The following is a 15,250-nucleotide window of genomic DNA, read 5'->3' as shown; positions in this document are numbered from 1 at the left end:
TCTGCGCTCTCTCAGGGTGGAACGAGGATCAGTTACCCGCCACCAGCATCTCGCTGTCCACCACGATGCCCTCTTCAGCGCCTTTCAGCACCAGATTCGCTTCGTAATACTTCCCGGCTTTCAGCAGTTTTTGCGCCTGCGCCACCGCCTTACGGGTCTGGTTAAGCGGCATCAGATACTGGTTCTCAATCACGCCAATACCGGCCAGGCGCAGGGTATCGATAGCCCCTTTCTGATCGCCTTTCGCCAGTTTTTCGTTGGCAGATTTAATGGCACTCTCTTTTTCCGGGGTGGCCACATAGTCTTCAGACAAGGCGATGGTCGCATTGATCACCACATAGCGATCGGCGATCATTTTGGCTGTCGCGTCGGTTTTCACGAACTTCGCCCAGCTGGCGTCATCGGCGGCCAGCAGCGCGGCGGCGTCGTCTGTCAGTTTTTTGGCGCTCTCCGGCTGGCCGTGAAACAACGCCAGACGGGCGAACTGGACGTCGCGCATCGCGTTCGCGCCCTGAACCGCCACCTGTAACACATCGGCGGCTTCTTTCTGCACCTGCGCTGTGGCTGCCGCGGCAGGCGCTGCCGTCGCGTTATCTGCTGCCCACACCGGAGAGGTACCCATCATGGTTGCCAGCAGGCTCGCCAGAATGACTTTTTTCATCGTTAACTCCTGATTAAAATCGGTAAGCATCACCAAACGCAGCCAGCTTAAAAAATATCGTAGTTATTGAGAATCAGAGCCCGGAATCGATATTGCGGGCCTTGTCTGACAGCTGTCAGACAAGGCGTATAAAGTGACCTCAGCACTCTTATTTACGCCTGGCGATGGCACGGCCTACTATTTTCCTCAGACATTTCTTTTGGCCCGCTGAATAAATCATAACGTATTTTATTCAGCGTCAGGCCGCCAACCGGATCTGCGGAGCAATTATGTTTATGTTTAGCCATTACACCTTAAATGCGTTTAGCCCACGCGTCTTCATTCGATATAAACGGCATGCCGGCATGATGGCCGCCCTGCTGTTTATCTGCGGAGCCTGTTGTCTGGCCTGGCCATTGGTCGCCGGCTGGTATCTCGCCACGGTGACCGGCATGTTGTTCATGATCTGCGGCTTCTATTCGCTATACAGCCTGATTGTTTTCCGTCAGCAGCACTGGAAATCACGCCTGGTGGCGCTGATCTTCGCCATCGCCTGGATCGTGCTCGGCCTGAGTTTTGTCGTCAATCCCCTCAACGGCATGAGCAGTCTGGCCTTTTTATTCGGCTTTTTATTTGTTCTCGGCGGTATTTCCCGCATCGTCAGCGGATGTAAAACCCGAAAACAAAGCGGCGCTGGCTGGAATATTTTTATCGGTCTGCTGGATTTAATTATCGCCTGCCTGTGGCTGGCAATGAACCCGCAGCAAAGCTGGTTATTTATTACCGCATTTATCGGCGTTGAAATGATATTTAGCGCCATCGGCTTTCTGGTCCTGAGAAATAAGATGAAGCATGCTCGGGCTTAAGCCGTATTTTATGACTGGAGAAGAAAATGAATTTACCTAAAGCACTCGTATTGACCGTGGCGGCGACCACATTCTGTCTGATGACCAGCCCGGCATTCGCGGTACAGGAAACCACACCGCAGAATATGACCTGTCAGGAATTTATGGATATGAACCCGAAAAGCATGACCCCGGTGGCCTTCTGGGTAGTGAATCGCAACACCGACTTCAGCGGCGGGGACTATGTCGACTGGCATGAAGTCGAGACCGTCTCGGTGCCGAAAATGCTGCAGCAGTGCCACAAGAACCCCGCCGCTAAACTCGGCGACCTCAACTCGGTTATTAAAAAATAAGCCTTCCCCCGGCGCTCGCCGGGGAAAGTTAACCTCGTTACCCGCCGTTATGCGGCGGGCCCCGTCACACTCATCGCTAGCGCATTCGCACGGCAGAGGATGGCCAATTTGGCCCACTGCGCGACGCGCTCAAACGCTACAGCAATCGTCTGTCGGACGCCCTGTTCTCCATGGCGCGTATCGAGAAGACTAGGCCTGATGCTTGCGCTTGAACTGGCTGGCGTCGATATCGTACTGCTTCATTTTGCGCCACAGGGTGGTGCGGCCAATATTCAGCAGTTGCGACATCTCCTGCACCCGCCCGCTGGTCACCCGGGCAGCGTGAATGATGGCCTCTTTTTCGATGGCGCTAAAGGTCAGGCTGGCCGGCAGCAGCGATGAGCCGCTATCGACCCCCGGCCGATCGGAAAAGAGATATTCCGGCAGGTTGCTTAGCCGAATGTGGCCGTTGTCGCTGCTGATGGCAATGTTCTCTATCACGCTGTTAAGCTCAAAATCATTTCCCGGCCACGAGTAGGCCACCAGTTGGGCCAGCGCGTCATCGTCCACTTTCAGCCGCGAAGAGAAACGCTTCTCCAGGCTCTTCAGCCGGTTATGCACCAGCGACGGGATGCTGTTGCGCCGGGCGCGCAGCGGGGGGATGACAATCTCGAAGGAGTGCAGCGCATAGTACAGCTGGCGGCTAAAGCGGTTCTGTTCCACCAGGTTGGCCAGATCGACGGTGGTGGTGGCGATCACCTTCACATCCACCGGGATCAGGCGGCGGGCGTCGAGGCGGGTAAGCACTCCCTGCTTAATCACCTGCAGCAGGGCCGACTGCAGCTCCGGCGCCAGATACTCAATTTTTTCCAGAAACAGGGTGCCGCCATTGGCCAGCTCAAGGCGGCTCAGGCGGCCATTTTCATCGTCAGTGGGGGCGCTGCCCATAAAGTCCTGGCCCAGCACGCTGTCGGCATACAGCTGGCAGTTGACGGCGATATAGGGGCCGCCCGCCCGCTCGCTTTCATTGTGGATGGCCTGGCTCAGCAGCTCTTTCCCCACCCCTTCTTCACCGCACAGCAGCACCGGGAAGCCGCCGCGCGCCGCCTGGCGGCCAAAGTGGATCAGCCGCCGGGTTTCCGGATCGTCGGCTGACATCTGCTCAAAGGTGTGGCTGACTTTGCCCAGCTGGCTGGTCATCAGCTGCCGCATCTGCTCCACCGGGTGCAGCAGCAGAATAAAGCTGTTGCCTTGCGCCTCGACGATCGGTTTTAAGGTGATCACCGCGTCGATAAACTGGTGCTGGCTTTCAAAGGTAACTTCAACGTGATTCAGGCCGCGGGCGTGTTTGATGGCCCGGCGCAGCAGCGCCGGAAGGGTCACCAGATCGGCGATATTTTTCCCCTGGCTGGCCTGGGCATCAAGATGCAGCAGTCTCGCCGCCTGAACATTGAGAAATTGCAGCACCCCCTGTTCGTTCCACGCCATCACCCCGTCGTCCATGCTCTCCAGCAGGCCGTACATCTGATTAAGGTGGCGGTTGGATTCCGCCAGCAGGCTGTCGGTGAGCAGGGAATTGCCCACCTCGCGGGCGATGGCCAGCGTCAGGGAAAGGTCGGCGCTGGACTGGTGCTCCACCAGACAGCAAAGCGAGATAGAGCCGAACAGGCGCCCGTGGTTATCGAACACCGGCGTCGAACAAAAGCTCCATGGCTGCAGGGCCTGCTTAAAATGCCGATCGCCGGCGGTGTTGATCGGCTGCCCCTGCATCGCGGCCAGCGACAGCGCGCAGGTGCCGATAATGCTCTCCGCGCAGTAGCTGCCGTCGCGAAATCCCAGGTCAGCCAACTGCGCCAGCGTTTGCGGTTCGCCGCAGCGGCTCAGGATGCAGGCGGTCTCATCAAGAATAAACAGCGCGCAGGGGCGACCGTCCATAAACTCCCAGGCGTCCTCCAGCGCCGCCTGACCGATGGTCAGCAGCGCGGTTTTACGCCGACAGATAGAGTCAAAAGTCAGGCCCTGGGCCTGGTGCGGCGTTTGCCAGGTTTCGCGCTGCATAAACTTGCTGCAGCGATGCCATGACTGGGCGATGACGGCAGAGACTGCCTTCCCGGTATCCTGAGTCTGAACAGTCATACTGTTTTCCGCGTTTTACCATAGAGAACCCCTCCGGCAGCCACTGCCAGAGGGGAGAAAGAGAAACCGCTGACCGGCGCCAGCGGTTTAGCCACCGCGAATTAACGCGCCAGCCACTGCTGGCCTAACAGATCGGCGGTGAGGATAGCGGCGTGCACGCTTTCCGGGGTCACCGCGAACGGCATATTGTGGATGGTCTCCCCTTCCGCGCAGGTGGCTTTTGCCACCGCGGTGATTTTCGCGTCGATCCCCTCTTTGACGCCCATCTGCGCGAGGGTCACCGGCAGGCCGACGCGCTGGCAGAAGCCCAGCACGGTTTCAATCTCGTCCATCGGGCTGTTCTGCAGCACCAGCTGCGCCAGGGTGCCGAAGGCCACTTTCTCGCCGTGATACAGGTGGTGACACTCTTCCAGAATGGTGAAACCGTTGTGGATCGCGTGGGCGGCGGCCAGGCCGCTACTTTCAAAGCCAATGCCGCTGAGGTAGGTGTTCGCCTCGATGATGCGCTCCAGCGCTTCGGTCACCACCCCGGCCTGCGCCGCCAGACGGGCCTTTTCGCCCTCCGCCAGCAGCGTATCATAGCACAGGCGGGCCAGGCTCAGCGCCGCCTCGGTGGACTGCCCCCCGGCCATGCTGGTGGCGCGCGCATCGTAGCAGGCTTTAGCCTCGAACCAGGTGGAGAGCGCATCGCCCATGCCGGAGACCAGCAGGCGTACCGGCGCTTTGGCGATAATCGCCGTGTCCATCACCACCATATCCGGGTTTTTCGGATAGATCAGATACTCTTCAAACTCGCCCGCTTCGGTGTAGATCACCGACAGCGCGCTGGTCGGCGCATCGGTCGAAGCGATGGTCGGGATCACCACCACCGGCAGCTTCTGGTAGTACCCGATCGCCTTCGCGGTATCGAGGGTCTTACCGCCGCCGATGCCGACCACGCCGCGGCAGCCCTGTTTTTGCAAAATCGCCATCAGGCGGTTAATTTCCGCATGGCTGCATTCGCCGTTAAACCGTTCCGCATGGCAGCGAATATCGTGACTCTGCAGGCCATTCACCACTTTCTCCCCCGCCAGCTTCATCACGAAGTCGTCAGCGATGACGAAGAAGCTCTCCGCCAGGTTTTTGGCATATTGACCGAACAGAACAGCAGCATCAGGACCCTGAAGATATTTGGCTGGAGATTGAATAACTTTTAGCATTCCTTTCACCCTCAAATAAGTGCGCATGTAGACATGATGAGCCCTGGCGTTATCCGCGCCGGCCGGTAAAGCGCGGCCTCAACGGAATGTACCGGAGCAGTGCGATCACTGTAGGGCCGGCAGGGAACAAAAAAATCTTTCGCCTTTTTGTTCTGATATGAAACACAGGTTAAATTCTTACGTTCCATATTGGAACAAAAAGCCCTGTTCTCCGTCAGGATTGCGATCCCGATCCGCTCCTCTGCCGCATAATTCCCCTACTATCCCCCTTTAGCGGCAGGCTTTTTCCCCACAGCCGGGGGAAATTTAGCAAAAATTTTTTTTCCGCCCGCTGCGCCAGCCGCGATGACCGGCGCTTAAGGCAGAGGAAAAAAAGCGCGCCAGCTCGCATTTTCACCGTTTCCTCAGCAAAAACGTTCCATAAAGAAACAAAATAAGCAGGCGATGTTTCGTAATGAAACCCAATCGCCGGGGCATTCTTTTTTTCGTCCGCTCAGCCAGAATCATCATATCGCCAGGCACGCTGCACCGTCAGACGATACCCCTACGCGATGACCGCCTCCGCCAGCAGAGAGGCCGCATCGAACCTTCTCCAACGGAGCACTGAATAATGAAAAAGCTGATTAACCGTGTTGAAGATGTACTGAATGAACAATTACAGGGGCTGGCTAAAGCCCACCCGCAGCTTACCCTGCATCAGGACCCGCTGTACGTCACCCGCGCCGATGCGCCGGTGGCCGGCAAGGTCGCCCTCCTCTCCGGCGGCGGCAGCGGCCATGAGCCAATGCACTGCGGCTATATCGGCCAGGGGATGCTTTCTGGCGCCTGCCCGGGGGAAATCTTCACCTCGCCGACGCCAGATAAAATGTTCGAATGCGCGATGCAGATTGACGGCGGCGAAGGCGTCCTGCTGATTATCAAAAACTACACCGGCGACATCCTGAACTTCGAAACCGCCACCGAGCTGCTGCATGAGAGCGGCATTAAAGTCACCACCGTGGTGGTCGACGACGACGTGGCGGTGAAGGACAGTCTCTATACCGCAGGCCGCCGCGGCGTCGCCAATACCGTACTGATCGAAAAACTGGTCGGCGCCGCCGCCGAGCGCGGCGATTCGCTGGAGGCCTGCGCTGAACTGGGGCGCCGCCTGAATAATCTCGGCCACTCCATTGGCATCGCCCTCGGCGCCTGCACCGTACCGGCCGCCGGACAACCTTCCTTTACCCTGCAGGACGATGAAATGGAGTTCGGCGTCGGCATTCACGGCGAGCCGGGCATCGACCGCCGTCGCTTCAGCTCGCTGGACCAAACCGTCGATGAGATGTTCGATACCCTGCTGGAGAATGGCGCCTACAGCCGCACGCTGCGCCAGTGGGATACCGTCAAGGGCGCGTGGCAGGAAGTGAAGCAGAGCAAAACCGCGCTGCAAAACGGCGACCGGGTCATCGCGCTGGTCAATAACCTCGGCGCCACCCCGCTGTCCGAACTGTACGGTGTGTATCACCGTCTCGCCCAGCGCTGCGAAGCGTCCGGCATCATCATCGAACGCAACCTCGTCGGTAGCTACTGCACCTCGCTGGATATGGCGGGCTTCTCCATCACTCTGCTGAAAGTGGATGATGAGACGCTGGCGCTATGGGACGCCCCGGTTCATACCCCGGCGCTGAACTGGGGAAACTAAGGAGCACGACATGTCACTGAACAGAACGCAAATCGTCGACTGGCTGTACCGCTGCGGCGATATCTTCACCAAAGAGAGCGATTTTCTCACCGGCCTCGATAAAGAGATCGGCGATGCCGATCACGGCCTGAACATGCACCGCGGCTTCAGCAAGGTGGTGGAAAAGCTGCCGTCGATTGCCGATAAAGATATTGGCTTTATCCTCAAAAACACCGGCATGACGCTGCTCTCCAACGTCGGCGGCGCCAGCGGCCCGCTGTTCGGCACCTTCTTCATTCGCGCCGCGCAGGTCACTCAGGCTCACCAGAGCCTGACGCTCGACGAACTGTACCTGATGATCCGCGAAGGCGCGGACGGCGTCGTCAACCGCGGCAAAGCGGAGCCGGGGGATAAAACCATGTGCGACGTCTGGCTGCCGGTGGTGGACTCCCTGCGCCAGTCCAGCGAGCAGCACCTGTCGATCGCCGCCGCGCTGGATGCCGCCTGCAAAGCAGCGGAAGCCGGCGCCCACAGCACCATCACCATGCAGGCGCGCAAAGGCCGCGCCAGCTACCTTGGCGAACGCAGCATCGGCCATCAGGATCCGGGCGCCACGTCAGTGATGTTTATGATGCAGATGTTGGCCGCCGCGGCCAAAGAGTAAGGAAATCGCGATGGTAAACCTGGTTATTGTTTCTCATAGCGCCCGGCTGGGCGAAGGTGTCGGAGAACTGGCCCGGCAGATGTTAATCAACGACGGCTGCAAGCTGGTGATCGCCGCCGGGATCGACGACCCCGACAGCCCGATCGGCACCGACCCGATCAAGGTCATGGAAGCGATCGAATCCGTCGCCGACACCGACCACGTGCTGGTGATGATGGATATCGGCAGCGCGTTGCTCAGCGCCGAGACCGCTCTCGATCTGCTCGATCCGGCGATTGCCGCGAAGGTGCGGCTGTGCGCCGCGCCGCTGGTGGAGGGGACGCTGGCGGCCACCGTCAGCGCCGCTTCCGGCGCCGGGATCGACAAAGTGATCGCCGACGCCATGAACGCCCTGGAGGCCAAACGGATCCAGCTGGGTTTACCTTCGCCAACCCCTGACGCCGCCCCGACGCCGACGCTTGCCGACGATGGCGACAGCAAATCGCTTGCGGTGGTCATACAGAACCACAACGGCCTGCACGTGCGTCCGGCGTCGAAGCTGGTCGCCGCGCTGGCAGGCTTTAACGCCGATCTGCTGCTGGAGAAAAACGGGAAGTGCGTCAAACCGGACAGCCTCAACCAAATCGCCCTGTTGCAGGTGCGACGCAACGACAAGCTGCGCCTGCTGGCCCGTGGGCCAGAGGCCGATGCGGCGCTGGCGGCGTTTCAGGCGCTGGCCGCCGATAACTTCGGCGAATCGCCTGCGGCGCAACCGGCAGCAGCCCCTGCCGCCTCCGGGCGCGTCGAAGGCATCGCGCTGCGCTATCCGCTGGCCCTGATCCAACCTGTGCGTCCGGCCGCCGCCGATGTCGCCCGCGAGCAGCAGCGACTGCGCCGGGCCATCGACCAGACGCTGGCGGAGCTCACCGCCCTGACCGGGCTGGCGGAGAATAAATTTAACGCCGACATCGCGGCGATTTTCGCCGGGCACCACACCCTGCTCGACGATGAGGATCTGTTTGATGCTGCCAACGATCGTCTGCTCACCGAGCCGTGCTCGGCGGAATGGGCGTGGCATCAGGTGCTGATGGAGCTCAGCCAGCAGTATCGCCAGCTGGATGACCCCTATCTGCAGGCGCGCTATATCGATATCGAAGATATTCTGCAGCGCACCCTGCGCCATCTGCAGGACGTTCAGGAGACGCTGCCGACGCCCGGCGAGCCGACCATTATTATCGCCGACAACATGTTCCCGTCGACCGTCCTGCAACTGGATGCCAGTCGCGTCAAAGGCCTGTGCCTGCGCGACGGCAGCGAACAGGCCCACGGCGCGATTATCGCCCGCGCGGCGGGGATCGCCTGGCTGTGCCAGCAGGGCGAGGCGCTGAACAGCGTGCAGCCCGGCGAGCCCATCGCGCTCGATATGCGCCACCAGCGCCTTATCCGCCACTAAATCCACTTTGACCGTTACCGCTCCGGAGGTCTGCCTCCGGAGGGTGAGTTTTCGCTTACTCTTCAGGAACCACTATGTCTCAATTCTTTTTTAACCAGCGCGCCAGCCTCGTCAACGACGTGATTGAGGGAACCATCATCGCCAGTCCGTGGAATAACCTCGCCCGGCTGGAGAGCGACCCGGCGATCCGGGTGGTGGTCCGTCGCGACCTGAATAAAAACAACGTGGCGGTGATCTCCGGCGGCGGCGCCGGCCACGAACCGGCGCACGTCGGCTTTATTGGTAAAGGCATGCTGACCGCCGCAGTCTGTGGCGATCTGTTCGCCTCGCCGAGCGTCGACGCGGTGCTTACCGCCATTCAGGCGGTGACCGGCGAGGCGGGCTGCCTGCTGATCGTAAAAAACTATACCGGCGACCGGCTGAACTTTGGCCTGGCGGCGGAGAAAGCGCGCCGTCTTGGCTACAACGTGGAAATGCTGATCGTTGGCGACGACATTTCGCTGCCGGATAATAAACAGCCGCGGGGCATCGCCGGTACGCTGTTCGTCCATAAGGTGGCGGGCTATTTTGCCGAACGCGGCTACAACCTCGCCACCGTTCTGCGCGAAGCGCGGTACGCCGCCAACCACACCGCCAGCATCGGGGTGGCGCTGGCCAGCTGCCATCTGCCACAGGAGGCCGACAGCGCGCCGCGCCATCAGGCCGGTCACGCCGAGCTGGGAATGGGCATCCACGGCGAGCCTGGCGCCTCCACCATCGCCACGCAAAACAGTGCGGACATCATCAACCTGATGGTGGAAAAACTGACCGCCGCCCTACCGGAAACCGGCCGTCTGGCGGTGATGCTCAATAACCTCGGCGGCGTGTCGGTGGCCGAAATGGCGATCCTGACCCGCGAACTGGCTAACACGCCGCTGCAGGCGCGCGTTGACTGGCTGATTGGCCCGGCCTCGCTGGTGACGGCCCTGGATATGAAGGGTTTCTCGCTGAGCGCCATCGTGCTGGAAGAGAGTATTGAGAAAGCGCTGCTGGCGGATGTGGAAACCGCCGGCTGGCCACGGCCGGTGCAGCCGCGGACAGTTAACATCATGCCCTCCACTCTCGCCAGCGCACGCGTCGACTTTACGCCCTCTGCCAACCCGCAGGTGGGCGATTACGTCGCGCAGGTGACCAGCACCCTCGTCGGGCTTGAAGATCATCTCAACGCGCTGGATGCCAAAGTGGGCGATGGCGATACCGGCTCCACCTTCGCCGCCGGGGCGCGTGAGATTGCCGACCTGCTGCAGCGCCAGCAGCTGCCGCTCAACGATCTACCCACGCTGTTCGCGCTCACGGGCGAACGCCTGACGGTGGTGATGGGCGGCTCCAGCGGGGTATTGATGTCGATCTTCTTCACCGCTGCCGGGCAGAAACTGGAGCAAGGCGCCAGCGTGGCCGAGGCGCTGAACGCTGGTCTGGAGCAGATGAAATTTTACGGCGGCGCCGATGAAGGCGACCGGACAATGATCGATGCTCTGCAGCCGGCGCTGACGGCGCTGCTGGCCGAACCGGAGAACCTGCAGGCCGCTTTTGCCGCGGCGCAGGCCGGCGCGGATCGCACCTGCCAGTCGAGCAAAGCCGGCGCCGGACGAGCGTCCTATCTCAACAGCGACAGCCTGCTCGGCAACATGGACCCAGGCGCCCACGCGGTGGCGATGGTGTTTAAGGCGCTGGCGGAACGATAAGCCTCCCCGGTGGCGCTGCGCTTACCGGGGCAACGTCACAGCGCCGAAGGGTAGGTCGGGTAAGGCGTTAGCCGACACCCGACAAAAAACGGCATCGCGGTTAGCCCGGATAAGGCACTACGCGCGGCTATCCGGGTTTTACCACGATGGCTTTTTACTTGCTGTGCCAGTACGCCTGCGAACGCACCAGCTGCTGATCGATGCTCTCATCTTCAAAGCGCGCCAGCAGCGATTTCACCACCGCGCCTTCACCGGTCAGCCAGATGAAATAATCCTCCGCCGGCACCTTCTCCTGGGCCAGACGCTCGGCGACGAACGCCGGATTGTGGCCCACCACCCACTCGATGTTAAAGCCGTCGAGATCCGCCAAATAATCTTTATATGACGCATCAGCGATAGTGACGATGGCCGTCACCTGCGGCGTCACCGCCAGCTGACGCAATCCCAGCAGACGACGACGCAGCGCCGGCATACCGGACTCATCGCAGACATACAGCTGCCAGGCGTAATCTTCCGGCACCACCAGCGAGCCGCGCGGACCGCCGATCACCAGCTTATCGCCCACTTTTGCCTCCAGCGCCCAGCGGCTGGCAATTCCGCCATCGTGGATAAAGAAGTCATACGCCAGCTCATGGCGTTCGGCATCGTACAGCGGCGTATAGTCGCGGGTAGCAGGCCGCACGCCCTCACCCCAGTCGATCCCCTCCTCGGTCACCTGCGGCGGCGCAAACGCCGCGCCCGGTTCCGGGAAGAAAAGCTTGGTGTGGTCGTCAAAGCCGCGGGAAACGAAACCTTCCAACGCCTCGCCTCCCAGCACGATGCGCTGGAAGGCCGCGCCTGCGCGCTCCACGCGCAGCACCGTCAGCTCACGGAAACGCAGCTCATTGCGGACACGCTGCGGGTACTTGTCTGCTTTGGTTTTTGTCATCATCGATCGCCTTCGTGAACAGTAAATAGATATATCTAAACTCGATGCAAATGATAATGATTGCCAACTAAAAAGAATGCAAGTCTTTTTTTGATATAGTCAAAACAAACCGCATCAAAATCCACAACCAGAAAATAATTACATACATATCAATATCTTAGAAAATAAATAGCAACCAGCATTGCGAACATTCATTTTTTAGATATAAATTAGATATATCAAAAACAGCAGGAGGTAACCATGCGACATCATCATGAAGAGGGGCGTGGGCCACGCGGGCGCCACAGCGATCCCAGCGAACACGGCGAACATGGCCGCCGCGGCGGCGGACGTCGCCAGCGTTTCTTTGGCCACGGCGAACTGCGGCTGATTATTCTGGACATCCTCAGTCGCAGCGCCAGCCACGGCTATGAGCTGATCAAAGAGATCGAAACCCTCACCCAGGGGAACTACAGCCCCAGCCCGGGGGTGATCTACCCGACGCTGGATCTGCTCCAGGACCAGGGCCTTATCAGCGTGGAAGACGACAACGGACGCAAAAAAATCGTCATCAGCGAAGAGGGGAAACAGCTGCACGCGGAGAACCAGGAGCACCTGGCCCATATCCAGGCGCGTTTGCAGGCGCGGATGGTCGGCTGCGAGCTGCGCAGAGATCCGCAGATGAAGCGCGCGCTGGAGAATTTCAAAGCGGTCCTCGACCTGAAAGTGAACCAGCAGGCCAGCAGCGCCGCCCAGCTCAAGCAGATCATTGGCATTATCGACCGAGCGGCGATGGAGATCTCCCAGCTAGACTAAGCCTCTTTTCTCACCATCGGTTGCCCCGCGCTGGGGCAGCCCGCACCACGACGGATCGTCCCGCTAAAGTCCACAAGGCAGAAAATCTCGCCAGCTCAGGAATAAAACGTGCCAATAATGGCGCCATGAGATTAAATTTTACACATTTCGTCTTTTACTTTGCATTTATCCCGATTTTCACCGCTTCTGCCGAACTGGCGTAATCCCTGCAATACTTAATCCAGTATCGTGTGATACGTCCGCCCCAGGAGCACATTTTGAACAGGTTACCTTCCAGCGCATCGGCTCTGGCCTGCAGCGCACACGCACTGAATCTCATTGAAAAGCGCACGCTTGACCATGAGGAAATGAAAGCACTTAACCAGGAGGTTAGAGAATACTTTAAAGAGCATGTGAATCCGGGGTTTTTAGAGTATCGAAAATCGGTCACAGCCGGCGGGGATTACGGAGCCGTAGAGTGGCAAGCGGGAGGGTTAAATACGCTTGTCGACACCCAGGGACAGGAGTTTATCGACTGCCTTGGCGGGTTTGGCATATTCAATGTAGGGCACCGTAATCCAGTTGTGGTATCCGCCGTCGAGAATCAACTCGCGAAACAACCGCTTCACAGTCAGGAACTGCTGGACCCGCTACGCGCGATGCTGGCGAAAACCCTGGCGGCCTTAACGCCCGGCAAACTGAAGTACAGCTTCTTCTGCAACAGCGGTACCGAATCGGTAGAGGCGGCCATCAAGCTGGCGAAAGCCTATCAGTCGCCGCGAGGTAAATTCACCTTCATCGCCACCAGCGGCGCCTTCCATGGCAAATCGCTGGGGGCGCTGTCGGCCACCGCCAAGTCGACTTTCCGCAAACCGTTTATGCCGCTGCTGCCGGGCTTCCGCCATGTGCCGTTCGGCGATATCAACGCCATGCGCACCATGCTGAGCGAGTGCAAGAAAACCGGTGACGACGTCGCGGCGGTGATCCTTGAGCCGATTCAGGGCGAAGGGGGGGTGATCCTGCCGCCGACGGGGTATTTGCCGGCGGTGCGCAAACTGTGCGACGAGTTTGGCGCCCTGCTGATCCTCGACGAAGTGCAGACCGGTATGGGCCGCACCGGCAAGATGTTCGCCTGCGAGCATGAGAACGTTCAGCCTGACATCCTGTGTCTGGCGAAAGCGCTCGGCGGCGGCGTGATGCCGATCGGCGCGACGGTGGCGACGGAGGAGGTCTTCTCGGTGCTGTTCGACAACCCGTTCCTGCACACCACCACCTTCGGCGGCAACCCGCTGGCCTGTGCGGCGGCGCTGGCGACCATCAACGTGCTGTTGACGCAAAACCTGCCGGCGCAGGCGGCGCAGAAAGGCGATATACTGCTGGACGGTTTCCGCCTGCTGGCGCAGGAGTATCCGGACCTGGTGAATGATGTGCGCGGGAAAGGCATGCTGATGGCCATCGAGTTTGTCGATAACGAGATTGGCTACGACTTTGCCAGCGAGATGTTCAGACAGCGGGTGCTGGTCGCCGGGACGTTAAACAACGCCAAGACGATCCGCGTTGAACCGCCGCTGACGCTCACCCTTGAGCAGTGCGAGCAGGTGCTGAAGGCGGCGCGTAAGGCGCTGGCGGCCCTGCGCGTCTCGGTTGCAGAGGCGTAATACACTGCCCCTCCCCCCGGCCCTCTCTCCATGGGAGAGGGCCGGGGTTACCTTCTCCTCTGGATTTCTCTCACACCTGCGGCAGCAGGCCGATAAAGCTGCGCTTCTGCCGCGGCTGCGACATCATCTCCTCCAGCTTTTCGACGCAGGCTAAATAGTGCGGGGTTTTCTTGTGCGCCAGCACCGCCTCATCGTCTTTATAGGCTTCGTAGATAAAAAAGCGGGTCTTCACTTCCGGATCCTGCAGGACATCAAAGCGCAGGTTGCCCGGCTCCCGCAGCGCGCCTTCGTGGTTGGCGCGAAATACCTCGAGAAACTCGTCGACCCGCTCCGGTTTGATATTGATCTCCACCAGCGTCACGTTCATTTCCGCTCTCCCTGTTTCTCTTCCTGCCAGAACTGGTACGCTTCGCGCGCGTTCAGATTCTCATGCACCACCTTTTTCACCGCCTTCAGCATCGCCCGTGGGGCGCTGGACTGGAAGATATTGCGTCCCATATCCACCCCGGACGCCCCCTGGTCGATCGCCCGCCAGCACATCTCCAGCGCCTCATGCTCCGGCAGCTTTTTGCCCCCGGCGATGACGATCGGTACCGGGCAGCTGGCGGTCACTTTCTCAAAACCGTCCTCAACAAAATAAGTCTTCACAAACTGCGCCCCCATTTCGGCGGCAATCCGGCTGGCCAGCGAGAAGTAGCGGGCGTCGCGGGCCATCTCTTTGCCGACGCCAGTGACCGCCAGGACCGGCATACCGTAGCGGTTGCCGGCGTCCACCAGTTTGATGATGTTATTGATCGACTGATGTTCGTATTCGCTGCCGATATAGACCTGCGCCGCCACCGCGCAAACGTTGAGACGCAGGGCGTCCTCCATCGCCACCGCCACGCATTCGTTGGAGAGTTCGCTTAAAATCGAGTTACCGCCGGAGGCGCGCAGCACCACCGGTTTATTGGTCGCCGCCGGTACCTGGCTGCGCAAAACGCCGCGGGTGCACATCAGCACGTCGGTCTCCTCAAACAGCGGCGCAATCGACAGGTCGATACGCTCCAGCCCGGTGGTTGGCCCCTGGAAGTAACCGTGGTCGAAGGCCAGCATGACCGTGCGGTTGCTGTGCGGATTAAAAATGCGCGCCAGCCGCGACTGCATGCCCCAGTCCAGCGAGCCGCAGCCTTTCAGGGTGTACAGCGTGTTCTGCTGCGGGCGGTCGAGGCCGAAGTCCTTGCCCTCTTTGATATCATCTAAATCAGCCATCTCATCC

15 protein-coding genes and 1 pseudogene are annotated in these 15,250 nt (G+C 59.9%); 10 read left to right on the top strand and 6 right to left on the bottom strand.

Translation table 11 applies throughout. The annotated features are described in order from the left end of the window. Positions 1–28: 28 nt before the first annotated feature. A complete protein-coding gene (locus ABLU73_RS01000; protein WP_072140371.1) occupies positions 29–691 on the bottom strand; it encodes a YfdX family protein in 663 nt (220 codons plus the stop codon). A gap of 239 nt (positions 692–930) precedes the next feature. Between ABLU73_RS01000 and ABLU73_RS00995 the strand changes: the two genes are divergently transcribed. The 3 genes and pseudogenes from ABLU73_RS00995 to ABLU73_RS00985 form a co-directional block, all read left to right on the top strand. Continuing rightward, positions 931–1,506, top strand: a complete 576-nt coding sequence (locus ABLU73_RS00995; protein WP_023319177.1) for an HdeD family acid-resistance protein — start codon at positions 931–933, stop codon at positions 1,504–1,506. Between the two features lie 26 nt (positions 1,507–1,532). Further along, positions 1,533–1,838 carry an acid-activated periplasmic chaperone HdeB gene (gene hdeB / locus ABLU73_RS00990; protein WP_004206087.1) on the top strand — a complete coding sequence of 102 codons (306 nt, stop codon included), beginning with the start codon at positions 1,533–1,535 and terminating at the stop codon, positions 1,836–1,838. A 113-nt stretch (positions 1,839–1,951) separates the two neighbouring features. After that, positions 1,952–2,050, top strand: a pseudogene (locus tag ABLU73_RS00985) (cobalamin adenosyltransferase); the annotation flags it as partial. Here the strand turns inward: ABLU73_RS00985 and dhaR are convergent. Continuing rightward, positions 2,028–3,953, bottom strand: a complete 1,926-nt coding sequence (gene dhaR / locus ABLU73_RS00980; RefSeq protein WP_004206088.1) for a dihydroxyacetone kinase operon transcriptional regulator DhaR — start codon at positions 3,951–3,953, stop codon at positions 2,028–2,030. The pseudogene ABLU73_RS00985 and the gene dhaR sit on opposite strands and share 23 nt — an antisense overlap. Before the next feature lie 101 nt (positions 3,954–4,054). Then, positions 4,055–5,152, bottom strand: a complete 1,098-nt coding sequence (locus ABLU73_RS00975; RefSeq protein WP_017899727.1) for a glycerol dehydrogenase — start codon at positions 5,150–5,152, stop codon at positions 4,055–4,057. Positions 5,153–5,403: 251 nt separating this feature from the next. Between ABLU73_RS00975 and ABLU73_RS00970 the strand changes: the two genes are divergently transcribed. From ABLU73_RS00970 to ABLU73_RS00950, 5 genes are all read left to right on the top strand, one after another. Beyond that, a complete protein-coding gene (locus ABLU73_RS00970) occupies positions 5,404–5,589 on the top strand; it encodes a hypothetical protein (protein WP_087770974.1) in 186 nt (61 codons plus the stop codon). Between the two features lie 173 nt (positions 5,590–5,762). Beyond that, complete coding sequence (gene dhaK, locus ABLU73_RS00965; protein WP_004206091.1) at positions 5,763–6,833, top strand: dihydroxyacetone kinase subunit DhaK; 1,071 nt, start codon at positions 5,763–5,765, stop codon at positions 6,831–6,833. A gap of 10 nt (positions 6,834–6,843) precedes the next feature. Continuing rightward, a complete protein-coding gene (gene dhaL, locus ABLU73_RS00960) occupies positions 6,844–7,476 on the top strand; it encodes a dihydroxyacetone kinase subunit DhaL (RefSeq protein ID WP_017899726.1) in 633 nt (210 codons plus the stop codon). Positions 7,477–7,486: 10 nt separating this feature from the next. Then, positions 7,487–8,908, top strand: a complete 1,422-nt coding sequence (dhaM, locus tag ABLU73_RS00955; RefSeq protein WP_264923579.1) for a dihydroxyacetone kinase phosphoryl donor subunit DhaM — start codon at positions 7,487–7,489, stop codon at positions 8,906–8,908. A 74-nt stretch (positions 8,909–8,982) separates the two neighbouring features. Next, positions 8,983–10,632 carry a glycerone kinase gene (locus ABLU73_RS00950; protein WP_043520960.1) on the top strand — a complete coding sequence of 550 codons (1,650 nt, stop codon included), beginning with the start codon at positions 8,983–8,985 and terminating at the stop codon, positions 10,630–10,632. Positions 10,633–10,786: 154 nt separating this feature from the next. On the opposite strand, the gene ABLU73_RS00945 is transcribed toward ABLU73_RS00950, so the two are convergent. Next, complete coding sequence (locus ABLU73_RS00945; RefSeq protein ID WP_074404081.1) at positions 10,787–11,563, bottom strand: siderophore-interacting protein; 777 nt, start codon at positions 11,561–11,563, stop codon at positions 10,787–10,789. A gap of 237 nt (positions 11,564–11,800) precedes the next feature. Here ABLU73_RS00945 and ABLU73_RS00940 point away from each other — a divergent pair, with 237 nt between their 5' ends. Both ABLU73_RS00940 and ygjG read left to right on the top strand, forming a co-directional pair. Then, entirely contained in the window at positions 11,801–12,355 is a 555-nt protein-coding gene (locus ABLU73_RS00940) for a PadR family transcriptional regulator (protein WP_004206098.1), read from the top strand. 257 nt (positions 12,356–12,612) lie between these two features. Continuing rightward, positions 12,613–13,992: a putrescine aminotransferase gene (gene ygjG / locus ABLU73_RS00935; protein WP_032426172.1), complete on the top strand. Its 1,380-nt coding sequence runs from the start codon at positions 12,613–12,615 to the stop codon at positions 13,990–13,992. Positions 13,993–14,062: 70 nt separating this feature from the next. Here ygjG and lsrG read toward each other — a convergent pair whose 3' ends face one another. Beyond that, entirely contained in the window at positions 14,063–14,359 is a 297-nt protein-coding gene (lsrG, locus tag ABLU73_RS00930) for a (4S)-4-hydroxy-5-phosphonooxypentane-2,3-dione isomerase (protein ID WP_004181386.1), read from the bottom strand. Then, positions 14,356–15,243: a 3-hydroxy-5-phosphonooxypentane-2,4-dione thiolase gene (gene lsrF / locus ABLU73_RS00925; protein ID WP_004206100.1), complete on the bottom strand. Its 888-nt coding sequence runs from the start codon at positions 15,241–15,243 to the stop codon at positions 14,356–14,358. The genes lsrG and lsrF overlap by 4 nt, the downstream gene beginning before the upstream one ends. Positions 15,244–15,250 lie beyond the last annotated feature (7 nt).

The organism is Klebsiella sp. GG_Kp175 (genome assembly GCF_040062325.1).
Classification (GTDB): Bacteria; Pseudomonadota; Gammaproteobacteria; order Enterobacterales; family Enterobacteriaceae; genus Klebsiella; species Klebsiella quasipneumoniae.
The sequence above is the reverse complement of the archived record's forward strand: the minus strand, read 5'-3'. Positions and strand labels throughout refer to the sequence as shown.

Excerpts from the sequence above, each read along its gene's own strand:
- ABLU73_RS01000 (WP_072140371.1), bottom strand. The coding sequence starts at position 691 with ATGCTTACCGATTTTAATCAGGAGTTAACGATGAAAAAAGTCATTCTG.
- ABLU73_RS00995 (WP_023319177.1), top strand. The coding sequence starts at position 931 with ATGTTTATGTTTAGCCATTACACCTTAAATGCGTTTAGCCCACGCGTC.
- hdeB (WP_004206087.1), top strand. The coding sequence starts at position 1,533 with ATGAATTTACCTAAAGCACTCGTATTGACCGTGGCGGCGACCACATTC.
- dhaR (WP_004206088.1), bottom strand. The coding sequence starts at position 3,953 with ATGACTGTTCAGACTCAGGATACCGGGAAGGCAGTCTCTGCCGTCATC.
- ABLU73_RS00975 (WP_017899727.1), bottom strand. The coding sequence starts at position 5,152 with ATGCTAAAAGTTATTCAATCTCCAGCCAAATATCTTCAGGGTCCTGAT.
- dhaK (WP_004206091.1), top strand. The coding sequence starts at position 5,763 with ATGAAAAAGCTGATTAACCGTGTTGAAGATGTACTGAATGAACAATTA.
- dhaL (WP_017899726.1), top strand. The coding sequence starts at position 6,844 with ATGTCACTGAACAGAACGCAAATCGTCGACTGGCTGTACCGCTGCGGC.
- dhaM (WP_264923579.1), top strand. The coding sequence starts at position 7,487 with ATGGTAAACCTGGTTATTGTTTCTCATAGCGCCCGGCTGGGCGAAGGT.
- ABLU73_RS00950 (WP_043520960.1), top strand. The coding sequence starts at position 8,983 with ATGTCTCAATTCTTTTTTAACCAGCGCGCCAGCCTCGTCAACGACGTG.
- ABLU73_RS00945 (WP_074404081.1), bottom strand. The coding sequence starts at position 11,563 with ATGATGACAAAAACCAAAGCAGACAAGTACCCGCAGCGTGTCCGCAAT.
- ABLU73_RS00940 (WP_004206098.1), top strand. The coding sequence starts at position 11,801 with ATGCGACATCATCATGAAGAGGGGCGTGGGCCACGCGGGCGCCACAGC.
- lsrG (WP_004181386.1), bottom strand. The coding sequence starts at position 14,359 with ATGAACGTGACGCTGGTGGAGATCAATATCAAACCGGAGCGGGTCGAC.
- lsrF (WP_004206100.1), bottom strand. The coding sequence starts at position 15,243 with ATGGCTGATTTAGATGATATCAAAGAGGGCAAGGACTTCGGCCTCGAC.